At 38.3% G+C, this 22,201-nt stretch carries 15 protein-coding genes; 9 read left to right on the top strand and 6 right to left on the bottom strand.

Annotated elements, in window-relative coordinates; genetic code table 11:
* Window positions 1–10: 10 nt before the first annotated feature.
* Window positions 11–2,092: a TonB-dependent receptor gene (locus CWD91_RS03070; RefSeq protein ID WP_103439458.1), complete on the bottom strand. Its 2,082-nt coding sequence runs from the start codon at window positions 2,090–2,092 to the stop codon at window positions 11–13.
* 224 nt (window positions 2,093–2,316) lie between these two features.
* On the opposite strand from CWD91_RS03070, the gene CWD91_RS03075 reads away from it, so the two are divergent.
* The 4 genes from CWD91_RS03075 (at window position 2,317) to CWD91_RS03090 (ending at window position 7,595) form a co-directional block, all read left to right on the top strand.
* Window positions 2,317–3,078, top strand: coding sequence for an exodeoxyribonuclease III (locus CWD91_RS03075; RefSeq protein WP_103439459.1), 762 nt, complete (start codon window positions 2,317–2,319; stop codon window positions 3,076–3,078).
* Between the two features lie 183 nt (window positions 3,079–3,261).
* Window positions 3,262–4,818 (top strand): FG-GAP repeat domain-containing protein, encoded by a 1,557-nt coding sequence (locus CWD91_RS03080; protein ID WP_103439879.1) that lies wholly within the window; start codon window positions 3,262–3,264, stop codon window positions 4,816–4,818.
* Window positions 4,819–4,866: 48 nt separating this feature from the next.
* Entirely contained in the window at window positions 4,867–6,429 is a 1,563-nt protein-coding gene (locus CWD91_RS03085; protein WP_103439460.1) for an FG-GAP repeat domain-containing protein, read from the top strand.
* A gap of 125 nt (window positions 6,430–6,554) precedes the next feature.
* Window positions 6,555–7,595 (top strand): NADP(H)-dependent aldo-keto reductase, encoded by a 1,041-nt coding sequence (locus tag CWD91_RS03090; RefSeq protein ID WP_103439461.1) that lies wholly within the window; start codon window positions 6,555–6,557, stop codon window positions 7,593–7,595.
* Window positions 7,596–7,714: 119 nt separating this feature from the next.
* On the opposite strand, the gene radA is transcribed toward CWD91_RS03090, so the two are convergent.
* From radA to panC, 5 genes are all read right to left on the bottom strand, one after another.
* Entirely contained in the window at window positions 7,715–9,076 is a 1,362-nt protein-coding gene (radA, locus tag CWD91_RS03095; protein ID WP_103439462.1) for a DNA repair protein RadA, read from the bottom strand.
* A 203-nt stretch (window positions 9,077–9,279) separates the two neighbouring features.
* Entirely contained in the window at window positions 9,280–10,422 is a 1,143-nt protein-coding gene (locus tag CWD91_RS03100; protein ID WP_103439463.1) for an alpha/beta hydrolase, read from the bottom strand.
* 25 nt (window positions 10,423–10,447) lie between these two features.
* Window positions 10,448–11,413, bottom strand: a complete 966-nt coding sequence (locus tag CWD91_RS03105; protein ID WP_103439464.1) for a lysylphosphatidylglycerol synthase transmembrane domain-containing protein — start codon at window positions 11,411–11,413, stop codon at window positions 10,448–10,450.
* A 2-nt stretch (window positions 11,414–11,415) separates the two neighbouring features.
* On the bottom strand, window positions 11,416–11,766 hold the full coding sequence (gene panD, locus CWD91_RS03110) for an aspartate 1-decarboxylase (protein WP_093977447.1): 351 nt from the start codon (window positions 11,764–11,766) through the stop codon (window positions 11,416–11,418).
* A 77-nt stretch (window positions 11,767–11,843) separates the two neighbouring features.
* On the bottom strand, window positions 11,844–12,686 hold the full coding sequence (gene panC / locus CWD91_RS03115) for a pantoate--beta-alanine ligase (protein ID WP_103439465.1): 843 nt from the start codon (window positions 12,684–12,686) through the stop codon (window positions 11,844–11,846).
* 103 nt (window positions 12,687–12,789) lie between these two features.
* Between panC and CWD91_RS03120 the strand changes: the two genes are divergently transcribed.
* The 5 genes from CWD91_RS03120 (at window position 12,790) to CWD91_RS03140 (ending at window position 22,165) form a co-directional block, all read left to right on the top strand.
* Window positions 12,790–13,599 (top strand): glycogen/starch synthase, encoded by an 810-nt coding sequence (locus CWD91_RS03120; RefSeq protein WP_103439466.1) that lies wholly within the window; start codon window positions 12,790–12,792, stop codon window positions 13,597–13,599.
* Between the two features lie 5 nt (window positions 13,600–13,604).
* Window positions 13,605–15,443, top strand: a complete 1,839-nt coding sequence (locus CWD91_RS03125; RefSeq protein ID WP_103439467.1) for a DUF4270 domain-containing protein — start codon at window positions 13,605–13,607, stop codon at window positions 15,441–15,443.
* Between the two features lie 126 nt (window positions 15,444–15,569).
* On the top strand, window positions 15,570–17,417 hold the full coding sequence (gene glmS, locus CWD91_RS03130; RefSeq protein ID WP_103439468.1) for a glutamine--fructose-6-phosphate transaminase (isomerizing): 1,848 nt from the start codon (window positions 15,570–15,572) through the stop codon (window positions 17,415–17,417).
* 236 nt (window positions 17,418–17,653) lie between these two features.
* Window positions 17,654–20,413 (top strand): TonB-dependent receptor, encoded by a 2,760-nt coding sequence (locus CWD91_RS03135; RefSeq protein WP_103439880.1) that lies wholly within the window; start codon window positions 17,654–17,656, stop codon window positions 20,411–20,413.
* Window positions 20,414–20,437: 24 nt separating this feature from the next.
* Window positions 20,438–22,165, top strand: a complete 1,728-nt coding sequence (locus CWD91_RS03140) for an SGNH/GDSL hydrolase family protein (protein WP_103439469.1) — start codon at window positions 20,438–20,440, stop codon at window positions 22,163–22,165.
* Window positions 22,166–22,201: the final 36 nt, after the last annotated feature.

Here is a 22,201-nt window from a genome sequence, read left to right on the forward strand (position 1 = left end):
CTTTTTTCGTTTATAGTGAATACCCTAAGCGTAAACTGCTGTAAAAATTTCTGTCGTTTCCAGGATAGTAATACCTAGGCTCGGCACCTCCAAATCCGGTTGTGTTTATAAGTACGGATTGGGCATAGTTGACATCGAAGATATTGTTGATGCCAAATGCAATGTCCATAGATAGATTTTTCCCTAATTGATTCTTATACCCCACTTTACTATTGATTACATTAAATGGGGAACTTGCAAGGCTATTGGCATCCGTTAAGGGTATATCCCCTACATATTGATGGGTGGAATACCAATAGAACCTATTGTTGAGTTGGGCCTGTAAACCAGAATTCAATCTGTGTTTGGGAACCCCTGTCAATGGATTGCCGGAGTAATTGTTGTCCTCGTCCACAAAGGTCACAAAACTGTGGTCGTTAAAAGTATAGCTAATAAAGGGGGTCATCCTAAGTTTTGAGGTAACATCCAGATTATATTCTGCCTCCAATTCCAAACCCTGATGTTGGGTCCTGCCTGCATTTTTGCCAACATATTGATCTTCGCCAACCCTTTGTGCCACGAGTAGATTTTTGATATCCATTCTGTAAATGGCTATGTTCATGTTCAATTTTCTATCCAGCAAAAGCAATCTAGTGCCAATTTCGTAATTCGTACCCGTTTCCTGGGCAATATCTGGGTTAATTACCCCGTCTGGAGTAAGTGTTTCTTCCAAAGTGGGGTTGGAAAATCCTCTACTAATGTTTGCGTAAAGTGAATTTAATTCCGAAAAACTATAGTTGAGGTTCAGGCTTGGCAAAATAATGGCATCAAAATCCCTTTCTGCGCTTCTATTGGCGGCCCCTTGATTAAATAAATCCCGAAAATCGTAATAGGTCTTGTTAACGTTCAATCCAATTTGGGTAGAAAAGTCCTTTCCTAGCGGAATAAGAATATTTCCAAAAGCATTGAACTGTCGTCTGTATTCCTTGTTTTTGGCAAATTGATCGCCTTGCAGGCTACCCTTTCCATTATTATCTTGATATAGATTTTCGAATTCGCTCCAATGGTATTCATCTTTGTATAATTCCGCACCAAAATTGTAGTCAATTTTGGATTTATTGGTAACCCATTGGCCAGCGAATTTCGTCCTAAAACCGTAACCATGGGTGTATTCATCCAAAATTCCAAAAGGTCTGGGTTCGTAGTGATCCAGATAGGTATAGAAAATACTGTTGGTGTTTTTTAATTTGTCCGTAATGGCGTGATTTATTGTCAACCCTGCCAGGCTATATTTGTTATCCTCGTATCCTTTGGCAGATTTCCAGGTAAATGCAGCCTTTGTTGGGCTTTCCTTAAAATCGGTTTCTCCCAAAGAACTTGGAATCTGGGCGTTATAATCAACATGGTTAAAGAGAAGGCCAATATTGGTTTTGGAACTAATTTTGTAATTAAGATCCAGTAGAACACCTTCACGTTTAAATCTATTGTTTTCACGATAGCCATCTGTCTCTAAAAAGCCATAATGTATGTTAAGGGCAATATTATTCTCCTTAAGACTAAATTGCAGGTTGTTCTTTAAAAGGTTGTAGGAGCCTATGGTAAAGTTATTCCTAAAATAGGTGGCCCCATCATTGGGCTGCTTGGAATTCAACAGAATAGCCCCTCCCAAATTAGCTCCAAAACTAGTGGCTTTTGGTCCTTTGATTACCTCTAACGAACTTAGATTTTCCAGGTCGAAGGATTCTATAGTGGAGAAGCCCGACCCGTTTGTAATCGGGATATCATTGTAGTACAATCGCAATTTATCTGTCCCGAATAGTGTTCTTGCGCCTACTCCACGGATGGTAATCCTATTGGTGTTTAAGGCCCCGGACAATATGTAAACTCCGGATATTTGATTAATGGCAGAAACCATATCTATTGGACTGTAATTCTGAAAAACCTTGGCACCTATAATTTTGGTTGCTATAATCCCATTATCTGTAGAGGATTGTAGGGAATCCAAAAGGATGACTTCGTCCAATTCGGTAATGCTGTCCTTTTTTACAGGTTCTTGAGCGTGGGATGTCAAGACAAAAAGAATGATTAATAAAAAACTAAGGGAGAATTTCATCGAATAATAATAAGCTTCAAACTTAAGTATTATTATCTAATTTTTTTGTGATTTTCATGGAATCTATAGAACAGGTATATTAAACATGGATTTAATTCTTAATAATATGGTTAGCCCTTTTTGGTTACAAAAAAGATTGGCTATTTTTAACACGATTATGGTTAATATCTAGCTACACTATCCACCAAAAATTGGTTTGGGTTAGCTGGAAAAAAATTAGTTAAATGAAAATTGTTTCTTATAATGTAAACGGAATTAGGGCGGCAGTGAGCAAAGGTTTTTTGGATTGGCTGAAAAGCGTAGACCCGGATGTAGTCTGTTTGCAGGAGATAAAGGCCAATCAAGATCAATTGGATCTTTCAATTTTTGAGGCTTTGGGATACCACTACCACTACTGGTACAGTGCTCAAAAGAAGGGTTACAGTGGTGTGGCCATACTGGCCAAAACAGAACCCGACCATGTGGAATTTGGTACCGGAATAGAATATATGGATTTTGAGGGGCGAAATATTAGAGCCGATTTTAACGGAGTCTCGGTTATGAGCCTTTACTTGCCATCGGGTACCAATATTGCCAGATTGGATCATAAACTACAATATATGGCCGATTTCCACGAGTATGTGGATAAGTTGAAAAAGGAAAAACCGAACCTTGTAATTTGCGGGGATTACAATATATGTCATGAAGCAATAGATATTCATGACCCCGTTAGAAATAAAAATGTTTCTGGGTTTTTACCTGTGGAAAGGGAGTGGATAGGCAATTTTATGGACAGTGGGTTTATAGATAGTTTCCGTCATTTTAATAAAGATCCCGATAATTACACATGGTGGAGCTATAGGGCCAATTCCCGGGCCAACAATAAGGGCTGGCGACTGGATTACGGACTGGTGAGTAGACCATTATTGAGTAGATTAAAACGGTCCGTTATTTTATCCAAGGCCGTGCATAGTGATCATTGTCCAATTTTGGTAGAATTGGAGTAGCGTCATTGACAAGTATTGGAATTTGGTTCAAATAATTTGGGGGAGCTTTTTGCTGACCTAATTAACCATTAGCGTATTGGGTAAATTGTGGAATTCAGTTAAATTGTAGCAACATAATAATTCACTTTTTTTTTGGTAATTGCATTCAATAATTCAGTTTTAGTTTGAGTAATGGAATTGGCTATGAAAGTAGAAGGAGTTTATAAAATAATATATACCCTAGGGCTGGCATTTCTATGTTACGCAATTTTTCTTCAAGGGAAGGATGCATTACCTGCCATTAAACAAAAACCCGCATTGGACAATTCAGGTAAGGAATTGGCTGAGCGGTATTGCCAAATGTGCCATTTGTTTCCGGATCCGAGCTTATTGGACAAGAATACTTGGAGACAGAGTGTTTTGCCCAATATGGGCATGCGCATGGGAATAAAGACAAAAGGTCTTGATCCGTTTGAAGATCTGGATTCCGAGGATGAAAGAATTGTACGGAATCTAAATATTTACCCTGAGCAACCGTTGATTTCAGAAGCGGATTGGTCCAAAATCGTCGATTTTTATGTGTCAAATGCTCCTAATAACTTGGAGATGCAGCCAAAAACCGTTGCTCTTGCGAAAGGGATTATGCCTTTTAAGGCCCAGTTTATCACTATAGGGGAAAGTAAATTACCGAAAGTATCAATGTTGGGCTATAACAAGATTACTTCTGAGCTATATATTGGGGATAACGATAATCTTTACACATTAAAAAATACTGGTGAAATTGGAAATAGTTGGAAATTGAACAGTCCGGCAGCCCATATTGAGTTTGAAGGGAATTCCGATCCATTGTTGCTGACTCTGGGAAAATTTAGGCCATCCGATCAAGAATTGGGAAGGCTTTCCAATTTAAAAATAAAGGAGAATAACCTAAGTTCCGGAGTAGATATCTCGAAACTGCGAAGGCCGGTGTATTTTGCTTCGGGAGATTTAAATGGGGATAAAAGAAGGGATGTAGTGGTATGTAGTTTTGGAAATTATGGGGGAAAATTGTCATGGTTTGATGGTTTTGAGACTTCCAAAGAGCATGTCTTGAGTAATTTGCCAGGAGCCAGAATGGTAGCGATTTCAGACCTTAATGGTGATCAAAGACCGGACATTGTAGCTTTAATGGCCCAGGCTTATGAGCAAATTTCAATTTATTACAATAGGGGGCAAGGAGACTTTGAAGAAGATAAAGTACTGGAATTTTCCCCGGTCCATGGGGTGAGTTATTTTGAATTGGCAGATTTTAATAATGATGGATTTCAAGATATTTTATTGACCAATGGTGATAATTGGGATTATTCCAACGTGGATAAACCTTATCAGGGATTAAGAATATATTTGAATGATGGGCAGAATCAATTTAAGGAGACTTTTTTTTATCCAATGTACGGGTGTAGTAAGGCCATGGCCAGGGATTTTGACAATGATGGGGATTTGGATATTGTAGCCGCTTCATTCTATGCGGATCTTGAAAATCCTGGGGAAAGCTTTGTATATTTATTAAACAATGGAAATTTAAAGTTTACCGCTTCATTTCATCCAGACGCATTATACGGTAAATGGTTAACTATGGAAGTGGCAGATTTTAATGGAGATAATAGACCAGATGTTATGCTGGGTTCCTTTATTTTTAATTTTAATGAAATGGCCAAGGTAGTGGCTACCACTGGCATATCTACTTTCCCACAAGTATTGTTGTTGACTCAAATGGAATAAGGTTAAGAGCCTAGGAATATTTATTTATATGAAGTAATAATATAGGGAATGAAAATAATAAGTATTTCGCGATTGATTTTTATTCTGGGTTTATCATTTCTTTGTTGTGCCATTTTTTTTCAAGGGACGAATATTTTTCCCCCTATTAAACAAAAAACCAAACAGCAGTATACGGGAAAGGAATTGGCGGAGCGGTATTGTCAAATGTGCCATGTGTTTCCAGAACCAAGTTTATTGGATAAAGAAACCTGGGTTAATAGTGTTCTTCCCGATATGGGCATGCGTTTAGGAATCAGAAATAACGATAAAGATCCATATAATGGAATGGATCCCACTACTGCGAATGTCGCAAGATATTTGAACATCTATCCCGATTCGGCCTTAGTTTCATTGGACGAATGGCAAAAGATAGTTAGTTATTATCAAATGTACGCGCCCCAAAAGTTACCCAAACAGATAAGGACCTTCCAAAAAGAAAAAGCAGATTTTCCCTTCGAGGCAAAATATATGAATATTGGCGATAATTCTTTGCCACAAATAACGCTTTTAAAATTTGACCCAAAGGCTTCTGAGCTGTATGTTGGGGATTATTTGGATTTATATGTTATTAACAGTAAGGGTGAAATTAGAAAAAGTTGGAAACTGACTAGTCCAGGTAGTCATATTGAATTTGGTGAAGATACATTACCATTAGTAATGACGCTTGGCAAATTGGGACCCAGCGATCAGCGATCAGGTACCTTGTTCAGATTAGGAGAAGGGCGCAACAATAAAGATGAGGTGGCCTTTTCCAATCTTGGCAGACCAGTTAATTTTGCGACAGCAGATTTAAATATGGATGATACGAAGGATATCCTGATCTGCAGTTTTGGTAATTACGGAGGTAAATTATCTTGGTATGAGGATTTGAATCAATCAAAGGAACATATTTTGAAAAATTTGCCTGGTGCTACTAAGGTTGAAATTAGGGATCTTAATGGGGACAATAAGCCAGATATAGTGGCTTTAATGGCGCAAGCCTATGAGCAGATAATAATATTTTACAATAAGGGAAATGGCGTGTTTGAAGAAATGCCTGTAATGCAATTTAATCCTGTTCATGGTTCCAATTATTTTGAGATGGTGGACTTTAATCAGGATGGATTTGAAGATTTACTAGTGACCAATGGGGACAATCGGGATAATTCCCCAATAGATAAGCCTTATCATGGTGTACGGGTTTATTTGAACGATACTAAAAATAATTTTATAGAGAGCTACTTCTACCCAATGTATGAGTGTAGCAAGGCCATGGCCAGGGATTTTGACAATGATGGGGATTTGGATATTGTGGCCATATCTTTTTATAATGGCTATAATGATTTGAAGGATCCAAAGGAAAGCTTTGTATTTCTTTCCAATAACGGAGGTTTAAATTTTACTCCTTCATTCATTCCAGAGAAGATTCATGGTAAGTGGTTGACCATGGAGGTTGGTGATTTTAATCAGGACAGTCTTTTGGATGTAGTATTGGGTACATGCGTTTTTAACTTTGCCGAATTAGGGAATATTATGGCTGCTACCGGAATATACTCATTTCCTCAACTTATGTTCCTTACACAAACTAAATGAGAGGATAATTTTTTGTTTCCAATTTTTAAAATTAAGCTAAAACTTAGTGGGTGTTTTTATTTGTATTGTTAATCCTTTTTTTTAGAACCCAAGAGTTATATTTTTGACAAACTTTAATTAAATAAATGAAGTACACCAATCTCCCCCATACCGATATTGAAGTTAGTAAAATATGCCTTGGCACCATGACCTGGGGAAGGCAAAATAGGGAGGAGGAAGGTCACGAACAAATGGATTATGCCCTTGAACAGGGGATTAATTTTTTTGATACTGCAGAATTATATCCCATTCCGGCGACCAAGGAGCGCTATGCGGATACCGAGAGAATTATCGGAAATTGGTTTAAAAAGAAAAGAAATCGCGATAAGGTGATTTTGGCATCCAAAATCGCCGGAAAGTCAGAAATGACGAAGTTTATTAGAAGTACGGGAATAAACCGGGAAACTATAAGATCGGCTGTTGAGGGAAGCCTCACTCGTTTACAGACAGACTACCTTGACTTATATCAGTTACACTGGCCCGACCGTGCAACCAATTATTTTGGAAAGAGAGGATATAAGCATAGTATTTCGGATTATTGGGAGGACAATATACATCAGATATTGGAAACATTAAGAGACCTTGTCCGAGAGGGGAAAATTAGACATGTGGGCATATCCAATGAAACTCCCTGGGGAGCCATGAGGTACTTGGAGGAAAGCAAGGTGCATACTAGTTTGCCTAGAATGATTACCATACAGAATCCGTTTAGCCTTTTAAACCGACTTTTTGAAGTTGGATTGGCTGAAATATCACATCGGGAGAAATTAGGGTTATTGGCTTATTCGCCTTTGGGTTTTGGTACTTTGAGCGGCAAATATTTGGGAGGTAGGAAACCAGAGAATACCAGGGTTACCCTTTTTCCAAATTACAATAGATACAGTAGTGATACGGCCGTTATGGCAACCCAAAAATATTTTGAATTGGCCCAGGCAAATGATTTGTCATTGGCGCAAATGGCGCTTGCCTATGTAAATTCGCGACCATTTCTAACATCCACTATAATTGGCGCTACCAATATGAATCAGTTAAAGGAAAATATTGGGAGTATTGATGTGGAATTGAGCGAAGAGCTGCTTAAAGGTATTGAGGCGATACATAATGAATTTCCAAATCCAGCTCCATAGCAGTATGATAGCAATCAATTTTTTAAAAGTAGGTTTCTGGCAATTGGGCTTAATTGTTATTGTTGTTGTATTAATGCTGGTTTTGGCGAGAATTTTTAATTCAAAGAATTAGAACGGGTTCAAGAGAAAAGGCTATTGGCAACATCCTCGATCCTTGCAGCCAATTGAATTCGGATTTGGGTATTTTTTAAGGTAATCTTGTTGTTTTTGGAAACATAGATAGTGCTGAAGCCTAATTTTTCTGCTTCCAAAATGCGCTGATCTATTCTTTGTACCGGCCTTATTTCCCCTGCAAGACCTACTTCGGCCGCAAAACATACCCCTTTTTCTATGGCAATGTCCTCGTTACTGGAGAGTATGGCGGCAATTACCGCCAGATCAATGGCGGGGTCATCTACCGATATACCACCTGTGATATTGAGAAATACATCTTTTGCTGCCAATTTAAATCCTGCTCTTTTTTCCAGGACCGCCAGTAGCATATTTAAGCGCTTGGCATTATAACCGGTTGTGGAACGTTGGGGCGTACCATAAACCGCCGTGCTTACCAAGGCCTGTATTTCGATCATTAGTGGGCGCATACCCTCTACAGTAGACGCTATGGCCGTACCGCTTAATCCTTCGTCGTTTTTGGAAATCAAAATTTCGGACGGATTGTTTACCTCTCGCAACCCACTGCCCTGCATTTCATAAATTCCCAATTCTGAAGTAGAACCAAACCTATTTTTAAGGGATCTTAGGATGCGGTACACATAATTTCTATCGCCTTCAAATTGCAAAACGGTATCTACCATATGCTCCAAAATTTTTGGACCGGCAATAGTGCCATCTTTTGTAATATGGCCAATAAGGATGACCGGAGTATTGGTTTCCTTTGCAAATTTTATGAGCTCGGCAGTGCATTCCCTAATTTGGGAAATACTACCTGCAGAAGACTCAATATAATCGGTATGAAGTGTTTGTATGGAATCTATAACTACGATATCGGGCTCAGTGGCCTCGATCTGGCGAAAAATATTTTGTGTTTTAGTCTCCGTCAGGATAAAACATGTTTCACTTTCGGGATGGATGCGATCAGCCCTCATCTTAATTTGTTTTTGACTTTCCTCACCTGAAACGTAAAGGGTTTTATACGGAAGTTTAAGTGCTATTTGCAACATTAAGGTGCTTTTTCCCACGCCGGGCTCTCCGCCCAAAAGAGTTAATGAGCCAGGCACCAAACCTCCGCCAAGAACTCTATTAAACTCTAGATCTAAGGTGTCCAGTCTTATTTCCTTGTCGGTACTAATTTCGTTGACCCTTAGTGGTTTTACAACTTTCTTGGAGGGTTGGGAAGAGATTTTCCAAGATACTTTTTCCTCTTTCTGAATAACTTCCTCCACTATGGTATTCCATTCCTTGCAGGATCCACATTGCCCTACCCACTTGGCATATTGGGTTCCACAGTTCTGACAAAAAAATGCCGTTTTCGTTTTGGCCATTATTTACTTTAAGCTTTGCGCTAAGGTAGTAAGAAGTTTGAAAAGGAATGTGGGATTTGCAGACTTAGATTAAAATGATACCAATAACATTTTGCCTTTAACAATTGGGACACTTATTATTGGACCTCCAAGGATTTTTAAACCTTATTCTTGACCAAATAAGCAAATTTAGCCTTCTGTTGTTTTAAACCCTTAGCACCTTTTTAGTAACCAAAATCGGCCTTAAGGGCGTCAATTTTTTCCAAAGCCATCTCTTTGGTAAGGAAATCTATTTCTTCCATGCCAAAAGCTTTTTCAAAGGTCCTGAGTGCTTTTTTGGGTTCCCCCAATTGTTCGTAATACTCGCCTTCAAAATAGAAGCCCAACATGGTATTTGGATACTCTTTTTTACACAGATCTGACAATGGCTTCAAGGATTCAAAATCCTCTTTTTTTCTGGAAGCAGCGTAAATGGCCATAATGTCGTTTAGACTTGTTGTTTTTCTAAAACCAAATAAGTTTTCAATGGAAGATTGTTTGTCCGCCAAATAGTTAAATACAGGCCCTTCCGAAGTTAAAATCTTTTCTTTGTATTCCTTTGGACTAATGGGTTTGAACATGCCAAAGATGTTGTCAAAGGCTTTCCCGATTCCGTAGGTGGCTACTGAAATATGGTCCGCATTCTCGTATTTATCAAAGAAATAGTGCAAATTTTCAGTGTCCATGCCTTTTAAATTTTGATCTAGTACCAAAACCCTATTGCTATTTTCACTTTTTTCCCCTTCCAAGATCAATTGATAGAATATTTTCTTCTTCATAACCGATAATCTGGAAGGCACTCTAGTTTCCATTTCTGGCGCCATGGTGGGTGAAATGCTAACATAGGCATTGAACAAGGATTCGTCCTTAAAAAGGTAAAAATTCCCAAAATTAGCGGTTATATCATACCCTACGAACATTTTAAAAGGAGCGGTGCTGAATTTTGTATCCAAATAAGGAAGGAGTTCCATACCCAAAAATTCGAAAAACAATTTACCTTTTTCTGAAGGTAGTCCGTTATCTGGCTCAAAGCCACAATCTTGATTTCTTAAATTATTTTTGGATTGATGTACGCCTACTATTATAGCTTCCGGCATACCATGAAAATTACTGTAAAATTTTGCATTCGCTACCACTTGATCAAATAGATATTCCGCATCCAGAACTAAAATAACCGGATATTTTTTATCTGCTGTGTAGCTTTCTGGGAAGTAGTATTGCACATCCCGACGTTCCTGTAATTTGAAGGATTCGAATATTTCCTGTGTTACTTGGGCGTTGCTGCCAAAGTACACAAACAAGGCCAATAAGGTAAAAAAACGTTGCATAGAACAGTATTTGGGAAATAGAAGACTATTTGTTTCTGTTCCATAACGGTAAAATCAGAAAAGATATTGCGCCAAAAACCACTACCATTAAAGTTTGTGAAATCCACATAATCCATCCAAAAGCATCTCCTGATACCTTGCTGATGCCAAAAATTGCCAAAGCACTGCTTACGGCGATGGGATAAATTCCTATTCCCCCATTGGTTGCAGACATGGCGAAGGCTCCGGCAACAAAGGCAACCAGTAACTGACTAACACTAAGGTCTATAGTTTCCAAGACCGTATATTTTATCACCCAGAACATTGCAATATAGGCTAGCCATATAAAGAGGGTATGAAAAACAAAACTCCATTTATTCTTCATTTTAAAGATACTTAGGATGCCATCCAATAGACCTTTTAAAAATGTTTTCAGTTTGGTGGCCAATTTCGATTTCGATTTTTTCACCACATACATCATTAAGGCCATGCCTAGTATTGCGGATCCCAGAAGTACGGATAGCAGTATAAGATTAAACCCTTTTTGCTCCAGGAAACCCCAGATAATGTCAGTTTGTAAAAATAGGGCTATTCCAACTATGAGGAATAGCATAACCAGGTCAATGACCCGCTCCGTAACTATGGTTCCAAACCCTTTTTCGAAAGGTACATGCTCGTAAGTGGCCAAGGCCGTTGCCCTTAGGATTTCACCGGACCTTGGTATTCCCAAGTTTGTAAAATAGGCCGTTAATATGATCAATATATTGTTGAACAATTTAGGTTTATAGCCCAGGGGTTCCAATAAATAGTTCCATCTTATAGCTCTTGAAAGGTGGGTAAGGATACCTAAAAAAACGGATATGCCGACCCAAAATAGATCAGCATTTTTTATGTAATGTATTATTTCCACTCTATCCTCTTCAGAGGTAATGTAATAAGAATACCAAACTAAAAACACACCCAATAAGATAGGGAGAAATGTTTTTAAGGATTTCTTTAGGGAAGACTTCAAAACTAGGTCAATAGATTGGTTTCCTCATTTGGGAAGACCAAGGAAGGGTTGAATTTTTTTGCCAATTCAATATCCATGGTGGCGTAGGTTATCAAAATTAAAACATCGCCTACGGCAACTTTTCTTGCGGCTGCACCGTTCAAGGTTACCTCACCACTACCTCTGGTTCCCGGTATGGCATAGGTTTCCAGTCTTTCGCCATTGTCGTTATTTACAATTTGCACCTTTTCGCCTCTAATAATATTGGCCGCATCCATCAAATCTTCATCAATGGTAATACTGCCTATATAGTTGAGGTCAGCACCCGTTACTTTTACGCGGTGTATTTTAGATTTTACTACTTCTATTTGCATGGGACAAAGTTAATCATTTATGCCAATTATATTTCCAATTCTATTTATTGGTGGCATTAAGCAACAAGATTATAAAATTAAAGGGCAATGTTATCAATAAGCCTAACATCTCCGGAATAAACAGCAATAAAGACCCTGTATTTTAATTTTCTATTTTTTCTTATTACAGGCTTTAATTGATTTACATCTGCAATTTTAACATATTCCAGTTTTAATTTCGGATGGGTTTCAAATTGTTTTTTAACCCAATTCACTACAAAATTAGCACTTTTCGTGCCAAATTTTTGTTTGGCAGCTTTGAGGGTTTTGTAGATATAGGCAGCCTCTTTTCTTTGGGCCTTGGACAAGCGTTCGTTTCTAGAACTCATGGCAAGTCCGTTGGCCTCCCGGACTATGGGGCACCCTACGATTTCTATAGGTAAATTAGTGATTTTTATCAGTTTTTTGATAATCTGGAGTTGTTGAAAATCCTTTTCCCCAAAGTACGCCCTGGTTGGTGAAATTAAGCTCAGTAATTTTTCAACAATAGTACCCACACCGTCAAAATGTCCTTCTCTAAACTCCCCCTCCATTACATTGTCAAGTCCCTCAAAATCATATGTTTTGGAGGTTATTCCACCAGAATACATTTCCGAGGCAGATGGCGCAAAGACGATGATCTTATCAGAAGCGGTTTTTAAAAGGGACATGTCGGCGTTCAAGGTAATTGGGTACTTCTCTAAATCTGCCTTGTTATTAAATTGGGTGGGGTTCACAAAAATACTTACAACGGTAATGTCATTTTCTTTAACCGATTTGTTGACTAGGGAAATATGACCCAAATGCAAAGCTCCCATGGTGGGGACCAAACCTATAGTTTTGGTTTTCGTTTGGGACGATAGATAGGATTTGAGCTCCTTTTTAGTGTTAATTAACTGCATGCGTTTTACTTAAAAGAGAGCAAACTTACTATAATTACTGCTAATCTGTATAATTTTTGTAATTTTGCACTTTCTCTTACACTATAAATAAAATATTGCTTTTATGAATGGCAAAAAGATATTGTTTGTATCTTCAGAATTAGTACCCTATCTACCAGAGAACGAAGTTTCCTTAATGTCTTACGAAACCCCAAGAATGGTCAATAGCAATGGTGGCCAGATAAGGATTTTTATGCCAAGGTTTGGGAATATTAATGAGCGTAGACATCAATTGCACGAGGTAATTAGATTATCCGGGATGAATTTGGTGATCAACGATATGGATATGCCATTGATAATTAAAGTGGCATCAATCCCCAGAGAGCGCATTCAGGTTTATTTCATTGATAATGATGAATATTTTAAAAGGAAGGCAACTTTTACGGATGAGGATGGAAAAGCTTTTCCTGACAATGACGAAAGGGCTATTTTCTTTGCCAAGGGTGTGGTAGAGACTGTAAAGAAGTTAAACTGGTCCCCAGATATTATCCATGTTCATGGTTGGATGGCATCTTTGCTTCCCCTTTATCTTAAAAAATTATACTCCGATGAGCCTTTGTTCGCCGAAAGCCAGATTGTTATGTCCGTCTATGGGCAGGGCTTCGATGGTACATTGGATAAAGATCTCATCAAAAAGATTGCATTTGACGGTGTTCCTGAAGAAAGTATAGAAGCACTTGCAGATCCCAATTATAATAATTTGTTAAAAGTTGCTGTTGATTATGCCGATGCTGTTATTTTAGCGGCCGAAGATATTCCAGCTGATTTGGAAGACTACATATCCAAGCTTGAAAAACCTGTTTTGCCATTTGTTCCTTTACAGGAGTTTGAAGAGGCGTACATGAACTTTTATAACACCAAAGTATTAAAATAATCTAAATGAACTTACTGAACAGATTAAAATTACCTGCTTTGGCAGGTATATTGCTTGTTTTGGTTTTAGGGTCCTGTGAGGAGGATCTGACGACTATAGGCAGTGGTGTAGTTGGGGGCGAACCATTTACTGCCAGCAAGGCAGTTTATGATGTTTTTGCCTACAATAAAAAAATAGAGGCAGTTAGGACCAATAAACTACCAGTTTATCAAATAGGTAACTATAATGACCCGGTATATGGGAAAACCGAAGCTAGCATTACGACTCAGCTTCAATTGTCATCTGGGAATCCTGTTTTTGGGAGTTATTCTGCACTAGTGGAGGAAACGGCCGATACAGATTCCAGTACCTTGACCATAAATGAGAATGAAACGGTGAAGGAAGTTTTTCTTTTTATTCCGTTTTTGACAAATCCTAAGGGTGACCGTGACCTGGATGGTGTTGCGGATGAGTTTGATGCTGACCCTGAGGATGCCAATAGTGATAGTGACGGGGATACCTTAACCGATATTCAGGAAAAATCCCTAGGAACCGATCCGCTAAATAAGGATACGGATGGAGATGGGACGAATGATAACTTGGACGATGATACTGCCGCAAATAGATTTCCTGTAAAATATGACCTTGATAGTATTTTTGATGGCAACGGAGATATACCGGAATCTTTTAATATTAAGGTAGAACGATCTACCTATTTTTTAAGGGATTTGGATCCCACTACCAATTTTCAGGAAGCGCAACAATATTATTCATCCCAACAGTTTTCACCGACCTTTGTATCTGACCTATTGTTCGAGGGCCCGGTAGAGGTAAATAATGTGGAGGAATTAATCTTTCAGGAAGACGATCCCGAAACGGAGGATGTGGACGAATCGGAAGAAGCTCCTACCCGTATTGCTCCGGGGATAAGGGTACAATTAAATTCGGCATTTTTTCAGCAGAATATTTTAAATATGGAAGGTTCTTCCGAGTTGTTGAGTCAGGCCAACTTTGCTGAATTTCTAAGGGGGGTTCATTTATCGGTTTCTGACGATGTTTTGGTGTTATTAGATCTAACTCGAGGAAATATTACCATAGATTATACGTATGACGGTGTAACCAGTTCAACAGATGCCACCGTTGTTGAAAAGGAAAGTCAATATGTGTTGAATTTTATAAGAAGAGACAGTAGTACCGGCGCAGTAATTGGTAATGCGGTCAACACTTTTATAAATGAGGATTATCCCGCTGAAATAACAAATGGCTTGGACAACGGCGAAAATGCCTCTAAAATTTACTTAAAAGGTGGTGCAGGGAGTTATGCCCAGATTAAACTTTTTGATGAGATCAACGGCTATGAAATTATCAACCAGATCAAAAACCAGAATTGGATCATAAATGAAGCCAATTTGGTATTTTATGTAGATAGAAATACCTTGGATGCCGCTGGGACAATTATTGAACCGTCAAAATTGTATTTGAATAAGGACAATACAAATGGACCTGTTTATAATCAATTTCTGGAATCCGAAGACGACTTTAATGCAGGTAACATAACCAACTATGATGGGGCCCTGAATAAGTCGAACAATAAAGGGCAGAGCTATAAAATTAAGATTACCAACTATATTAATGACCTAATAGTAAGGGACTCTACCAATGCTACCCTGAACTTGTCCCTGACTTCCGATATAAGGGTTACAGCTACCGGAAAAGCAATGCTGGCCAATAGTACTGAAGGGGAAGTACCGGTAATGTCTTCTGTGAATCCATTTGGGACAGTACTTTATGGCAGTAATAATGTACCAAGTGACCAGGCGGTTAAAAAATTAAAATTGGAAATATTTTATACCAAGGCCAATTAAAGCAAGAAAAGTACCACTTAAAGTATATTTAGGTTTTTTAACTAAAAGATAAAAGGTTTTACGCAACAAGGAGCTAAATTTGTTGTGTTAAACCTTTTTTAATTGCTAATCATTAAACTTTAAATTATGTGTGGAATTGTAGGATATATTGGGCATAGGGATGCTTATCCCATTATTATAAAGGGACTTCAGCGTTTAGAGTACAGAGGTTACGACAGTGCAGGTATAGCATTATACGATGGCAAGGATATAAATTTATCAAAGACGAAGGGAAAAGTAGAGGATTTAAAAAATAAGTCCCAAAAATCAATTTCCCTTGAAGGTAAACTGGGGATAGGCCATACCAGATGGGCTACCCATGGTGTGCCCAATGATGTTAATTCCCACCCACATTATTCCAATTCTGGGGATTTGGTAATTATCCACAATGGTATTATTGAAAATTATGATTCACTTAAAAAGGAATTAATTAAAAGGGGCTACACTTTTTCCTCGGAAACCGATACGGAAGTATTGGTGAACCTTATAGAGGAAGTGAAACGCAAAGAAGGGGTTAAGCTTGGAAAGGCGGTTCAAATTGCTTTAAACCAAGTAGTAGGGGCGTATGCCATTGCAGTTTTCGACAAGCAGAAACCGGATGAAATTGTAGTAGCCAAATTAGGTAGTCCGTTGGCTATCGGAGTTGGGGAGAACGAATTCTTTATAGCTTCGGATGCATCCCCTTTTATAGAATTCACCAACAATGCCATTTATTTGGAGGATGAGGAAATGGCCGTCATTAGGTTGGGCAAGGAAATAAAATTGAGAAAAATAAAGGATGATGCCATTGCATATCCATCCATTCAGGAATTAAAACTTAATCTAGAGGAGATTGAAAAAGGTGGTTTTGATCACTTTATGCTTAAGGAGATCTATGAACAACCAAGAGCAATATTGGATACTTATCGGGGACGTCTTTTGGCCAAGGAAGGGATTATTAAAATGGCGGGCATAGATGATAATCTGGAAAAGTTTTTGAATGCCAATCGTATAATTATAGTGGCCTGTGGTACTTCTTGGCATGCCGGTTTGGTTGCCGAGTATATATTTGAGGATTTGGCCAGGATTCCGGTAGAAGTGGAATATGCTTCCGAGTTCAGATATAGAAACCCGGTTATAACGGATAAGGATGTACTTATTGCCATTTCACAGTCCGGAGAAACCGCAGATACCCTGGCCGCCATTAAATTGGCCAAGGAAAAGGGAGCTTTTGTTTTTGGGGTCTGTAATGTGGTGGGTTCATCCATAGCAAGGGAAACAGATGCAGGCGCTTATACCCATGCCGGTCCAGAAATTGGAGTGGCCTCGACCAAGGCCTTTACGACGCAAATCACGGTATTGACCTTATTGGCATTAAAATTGGCCAAGGAAAAAGGAATTTTCAATAATACCCGATTCCATGAGCATTTGACCGAATTGGAGAATATACCAGCCAAGGTTGAAAAAGCCCTACTTACCAATCCACTGGTAGAAATAATTGCCGATGTTTATAAAAATTCTACCAATTGCTTGTATTTGGGAAGAGGCTATAACTTTCCGGTAGCTTTGGAAGGTGCTTTGAAATTAAAGGAAATAAGTTACATACATGCCGAGGGGTACCCTGCCGCAGAAATGAAACATGGGCCAATTGCACTAATAGATGAACATATGCCTGTTGTGGTCATAGCTACCAATAAAGGTCATTATGAAAAGGTAGTTAGTAATATACAGGAAATTAAATCCAGAAAAGGTAAGATTATAGCTGTGGTTACGGAAGGGGATGAGCAGGTTAGGGATTTGGCGGACCATGTCATTGAAATTCCTGAAACATTGGAGAGTCTTACACCATTATTAACTACTATTCCCCTACAGTTATTATCGTATCACATAGCGGTCATGCGAGGTTGTAATGTGGATCAACCCCGAAATTTGGCAAAGTCGGTTACAGTAGAGTAAAAAATTAACAAATTTTATTTGTAAAATCCATGAGTATTGGTCTTTTAAGGCGATTATTCATGGATTTTTTATGTTATATTTTGTCCTTAATTTGAATAAAACTGTTAAATTTTGAACAAAAAATACTATGCATGCATAATTTATTTGATTTTGTTATTGTTAAATTTAAATTTAGTGTATATTGGCCATTAGATGATATCTTACCAATAACTAATACTAATTTAACTCAAAATTTTATGAGATCAATTCTTCTATTATTCTTTTTCATGTTCGGAATGCTGACGTATTCACAAACGATCATAAAAGGAAATGTGGTGGACCAAAACAGCGATCCCGTGCCTGGGGCCAACATTGTAATTGTAGGCAAAGCCATTGGAACGGTAACCGATTTTGATGGGAATTTCTTGTTGAACACTACTGAAAATCCTCCATTTACATTGAATATTACCAGTATTGGATTTGTTGCCTCCCAGGCCAATATTACTCAAAATAATCAAACTATTTCCGTTACCTTAAACGAGGAACAGACAAGTTTGGACGAGGTGGTAATTTCTGCTTCAAGAACTCCAGAGCGTGTTTTTGAATCTCCGGTTACTGTGGAACGTTTTGGATTGGAAGATATTAAAAACACTACAGCTGCAGATTTTTACGGCGGATTGGAAAATTTAAAGGGTGTAGATGTAAACACTAACAGTTTAACTTTTAAATCCGTAAACACTAGGGGTTTTGCTTCTTTTGCCAATACTCGATTTATGCAATTGGTTGATGGTATGGATAATTCTACTCCGGCGTTAAACTTTCCAATTGGAAACTTAGTGGGGATGATAGAGACAGATGTTCTAAGTGTTGAATTACTTCCTGGGGCATCCTCAGCACTTTATGGTGCCAATGCCTTTAACGGGATACTTTTTATGCGTAGTAAAAGCCCTTTTGACCATGAAGGAATTAGTGTTTCCATAAAAAGAGGTGTCACCTCTCAAGAGTCAGCAGGAACTAATCCGTATACTGACTTTGGTATTCGCGCGGCGCATAAATTTTCTGATAAATTTGCTGGTAAAGTAAACTTCGGATATTTAAAAGGGACAGATTGGGCCGCAACCAGTGAGGTTGATAAATTTGATCCAACTAGAACAAGAGCCAATTATAACTATGATGGAATTAATATATACGGGGATGAAGTTTCCACGAACATTAGATCTGCATCTGGTTTGGGAATTATTCCAAATGTTGAGGTAAGTAGAACAGGTTACAATGAGCGGGATTTAACCAACTATAACGCTGAAAGTATTAAAGCGGATTGGGGATTATACTATCGTCCAATTGAAGACAACAGCCTAGAGTTCTCTTATGTGGGTAAGGTGGGTACCGGTACTACTATCTATCAAGGAACAAACCGTTACAATATCAATGGTTTTTTTCAAGAGCAACATAAACTAGAAATTAAAAATGACAATTTCTTTTTACGAGGATATGTTGTAGGGGATAAAGCAGGAGACTCTTATGATATGGTGTTTACGGGGATTAACATTAACAGATCCTGGAAATCCGACGAAGACTGGTTTGGAGATTATATAGCAACTTATGCTGGAATAGAATTGTCTGGCAATCCTTCTGGTTTAACGGATGATCAAAAGCATGCACGGGCGAGAGCTGTTGCAGATACGGGCCGTTACCTGCCAGGAACACCGCAATTCGAGGCTGCATTTAATAAAAGTATAAATGATCCTGATTTATCAACAGGTTCTAAGTTTCAAGATGCCTCTAAATATTACCATGCTGATGGTAATTATAATTTTAGCCATTTGATTGATATTGCTGAAATTCAAATTGGAGGATCCTATAGAAAATACAGTTTAAATTCTGGCGGTACAATATATACTGATACTGATGGTCCAATTGATTATTCTGAATATGGTATTTATACCCAAATTCAAAAAAAGATTGAACTCTCTGATGTGAAAAGCATAAAATTAACAGGATCAGCGCGTTATGACAAATCAGAATTTTTTGATGGCTTCTTATCGCCACGTATTTCAGCTGGTTTCACACTTAATAGAAATCACAACATTAGAGCTTCCGTGCAAACTGGATTTAGAAACCCGACCACCCAAGATTTATTTATTGGTTTGGATGCAGGTAGAGCAATTTTAGTTGGTTCCGCACCTGATAATTTGAATCGTTATTCTGATACCTATGATGTAAGTTCAACTGGTCAATTGTCAGGCCAGCCTGCATCAGTAGTACAAACAGGAAGAGCAGCTTATGAAAATGCCTATTCAGCGCAGTCAGTGGAGACCTTTAAGCTTACTAATAACGTGGCTGATTTAAAGGTTTCAAATCCGGATTTGGTAAAACCCGAACAGGTTACCTCAATTGAGGTTGGGTACAGAGGAAAGATAGATAAACTAGTAGTTGATTTTAGTGCCTATTACAATAGTTATAAAGACTTCATTTCTCAAGAAGTTGTTGATGCACCTTATTATGGTATTGCCGGCGATGGCAATCTATCTGTAGATGCTGTCAGAAACGATGATGTACAGCGCTATAGTGCCTATACCAATACTGATGCTGATGTTAACTCTTACGGAGCTTCTATTGGTTTAGACATGAAAATACTTGGTAATTTTGATTTAGGGGGTAGTTATACTTTTACAAAGTTGGATTTTGATCGAGAAGCAAATCCAGATGTTATGTTGAATTTTAATACTCCAGAACATAAGTTTAAAGCCAATTTTGGGAATGAAGAGTTATTCAAAAACTTTGGCTTTAATCTAGCATACAGATTTAGTGATGATTATTTTTGGGAAGCTACTTTTGGCGATGGTGTTGTGCCGGAATTCCATACACTTGATGCTCAAATTAGCTACGCTGTTCCAAGCATCAAATCTTCCTTTAAGTTAGGTGGAACCAACATTACGGGCAATGAGTATTTTACTGCCTTCGGTACAGGCTTTATTGGGTCTATGTACTACCTATCTTGGACAATTAATAACTAATCGGAAATCAAATCATAATTTGACATGAAAAATTTAAAATATATATTCTTAGCTTCTTCACTGTTTTTGTTTACAAATTGTAACGATCCTGAAGATGTAGATTTGAACCTTGTTGTGGAAGAGGAAGCAAAACCCGCATTGACTGCTGGTTCTGCTGATTTTTCCAAATATGTAGCTATAGGAAATTCATTTACTGCTGGCTTCAGTGATAATGCGTTATTTATTGCATCACAACAAAATTCTTTTCCTAATCTATTATCACAAAAATTTTCATTGGTTGGTGGTGGTAATTTTTCCCAACCATTAATGAATGATAATTTTGGAGGATTATTATTAGGAGGAAATCCTGTTTTAAATCCACTATCTGGAAATAATCTTTTCGCTCCAAGACTGTATTTTTATTCTGATTCTAATTCAGCATGCCCGGACTTTACCGGCCCTGTTGTTCTTGGAATTGACCCTAACGATACCAATACACAGGTTGCTAGTTCTACAACAGATTTTTTATTAAATAATCCAACAGGACCATTTAATAATATGGGAGTTCCTGGCGCAAAAAGTTTTCATTTATTAGCTCCAGGTTATGGAGCCTTGGCCAACTTTTCCTTAGGCCTAGCAAATCCTTATTTTATAAGAATGGCTTCAGAACCTAGCGCTAGCGTTTTAGGTGATGTTCTTGCACAATCACCAACCTTTTTTACACTTTGGGTTGGGATTAATGATGTTTTAGGTTATGCCCTTTCTGGCGGAGACGGATCTAGTGCGATCACCCCAATAGATGGAGCACCTGGAGTTGGTTTCAACCAAACATATGCAACTTTGATCGGAGCAGTAACGGCAGGTGGTGCACAAGGTGTTGTGGCAAATATTCCAGATGTAACAAGTATTCCACATTTTACAACCGTACCCTATAATCCCTTGGATCCTAATGATGAATGTTTACAAGCTTATACCGATCAAATACCTACCTTAAACGGGGTATTTGGTCAGTTGAATCAGGTGTTTGCCTATTTGGAGAGTCAAGGAGTTCCAAACGCAACAGATCGACAAATTGTTTTTTCAACAACTGAGGCAAGTGCGGTTGTGGTTAACGATGAATCCTTAATTAATTTATCAGCTCAAATTGCCGGAGTATTGAAGTTAAGTCCTACGTTTCCTGCGTTTGTACAATCATTTGGTTTGCCAGTTGAAGCCGCGCCAACGGTAGCCGATCTTTTTGGTTTAGCTTACGGACAAGCAAGGCAGGCTACAGCTGACGATTTGTTTGTATTGCCTAGTTCATCTATTATTGGTACGGTAAACACCAGTTCAGTGGAATTTTTAATGTCCCAAGGACTATCCCAAGCATTGGCTGGGCAATTTTCAGTAGAAGGGGTGTCTTTACCATTAGCTGATAAATGGGTTTTATTGCCAAGTGAACAAGCAGAGATTGCAGCAGCAACGACTGCATTCAATGCAACTATCGCAGCAAGTGCTACTCAAGCAGGTTTGGGTTTGGTGGACGCCAATGGTTTAATGAACAAAATAGCGGATGGAGGATTGACTAGTGGTAATTTTATCTTAACGGATGTATTGGTCAGGGGAGGTGCATTTTCTTTAGATGGTGTTCATCCAACAGCTAGAGGTTATGCTTTGATAGCCAATGAATTTATGAAAGCGATAGATGTTACTTATGGTTCAAATTTTGAGGCATCTGGTTCTTTATTGGATATAGGCGCCTATCCAACAAATTATTCTTCAACGCTTCAATAAAATAAAGTTGATTTAAACAGAGATATAGCACCTTAT

It is taken from the genome of Arenibacter hampyeongensis, from assembly GCF_002909255.1.
GTDB lineage: Bacteria > Bacteroidota > Bacteroidia > Flavobacteriales > Flavobacteriaceae > Arenibacter > Arenibacter hampyeongensis.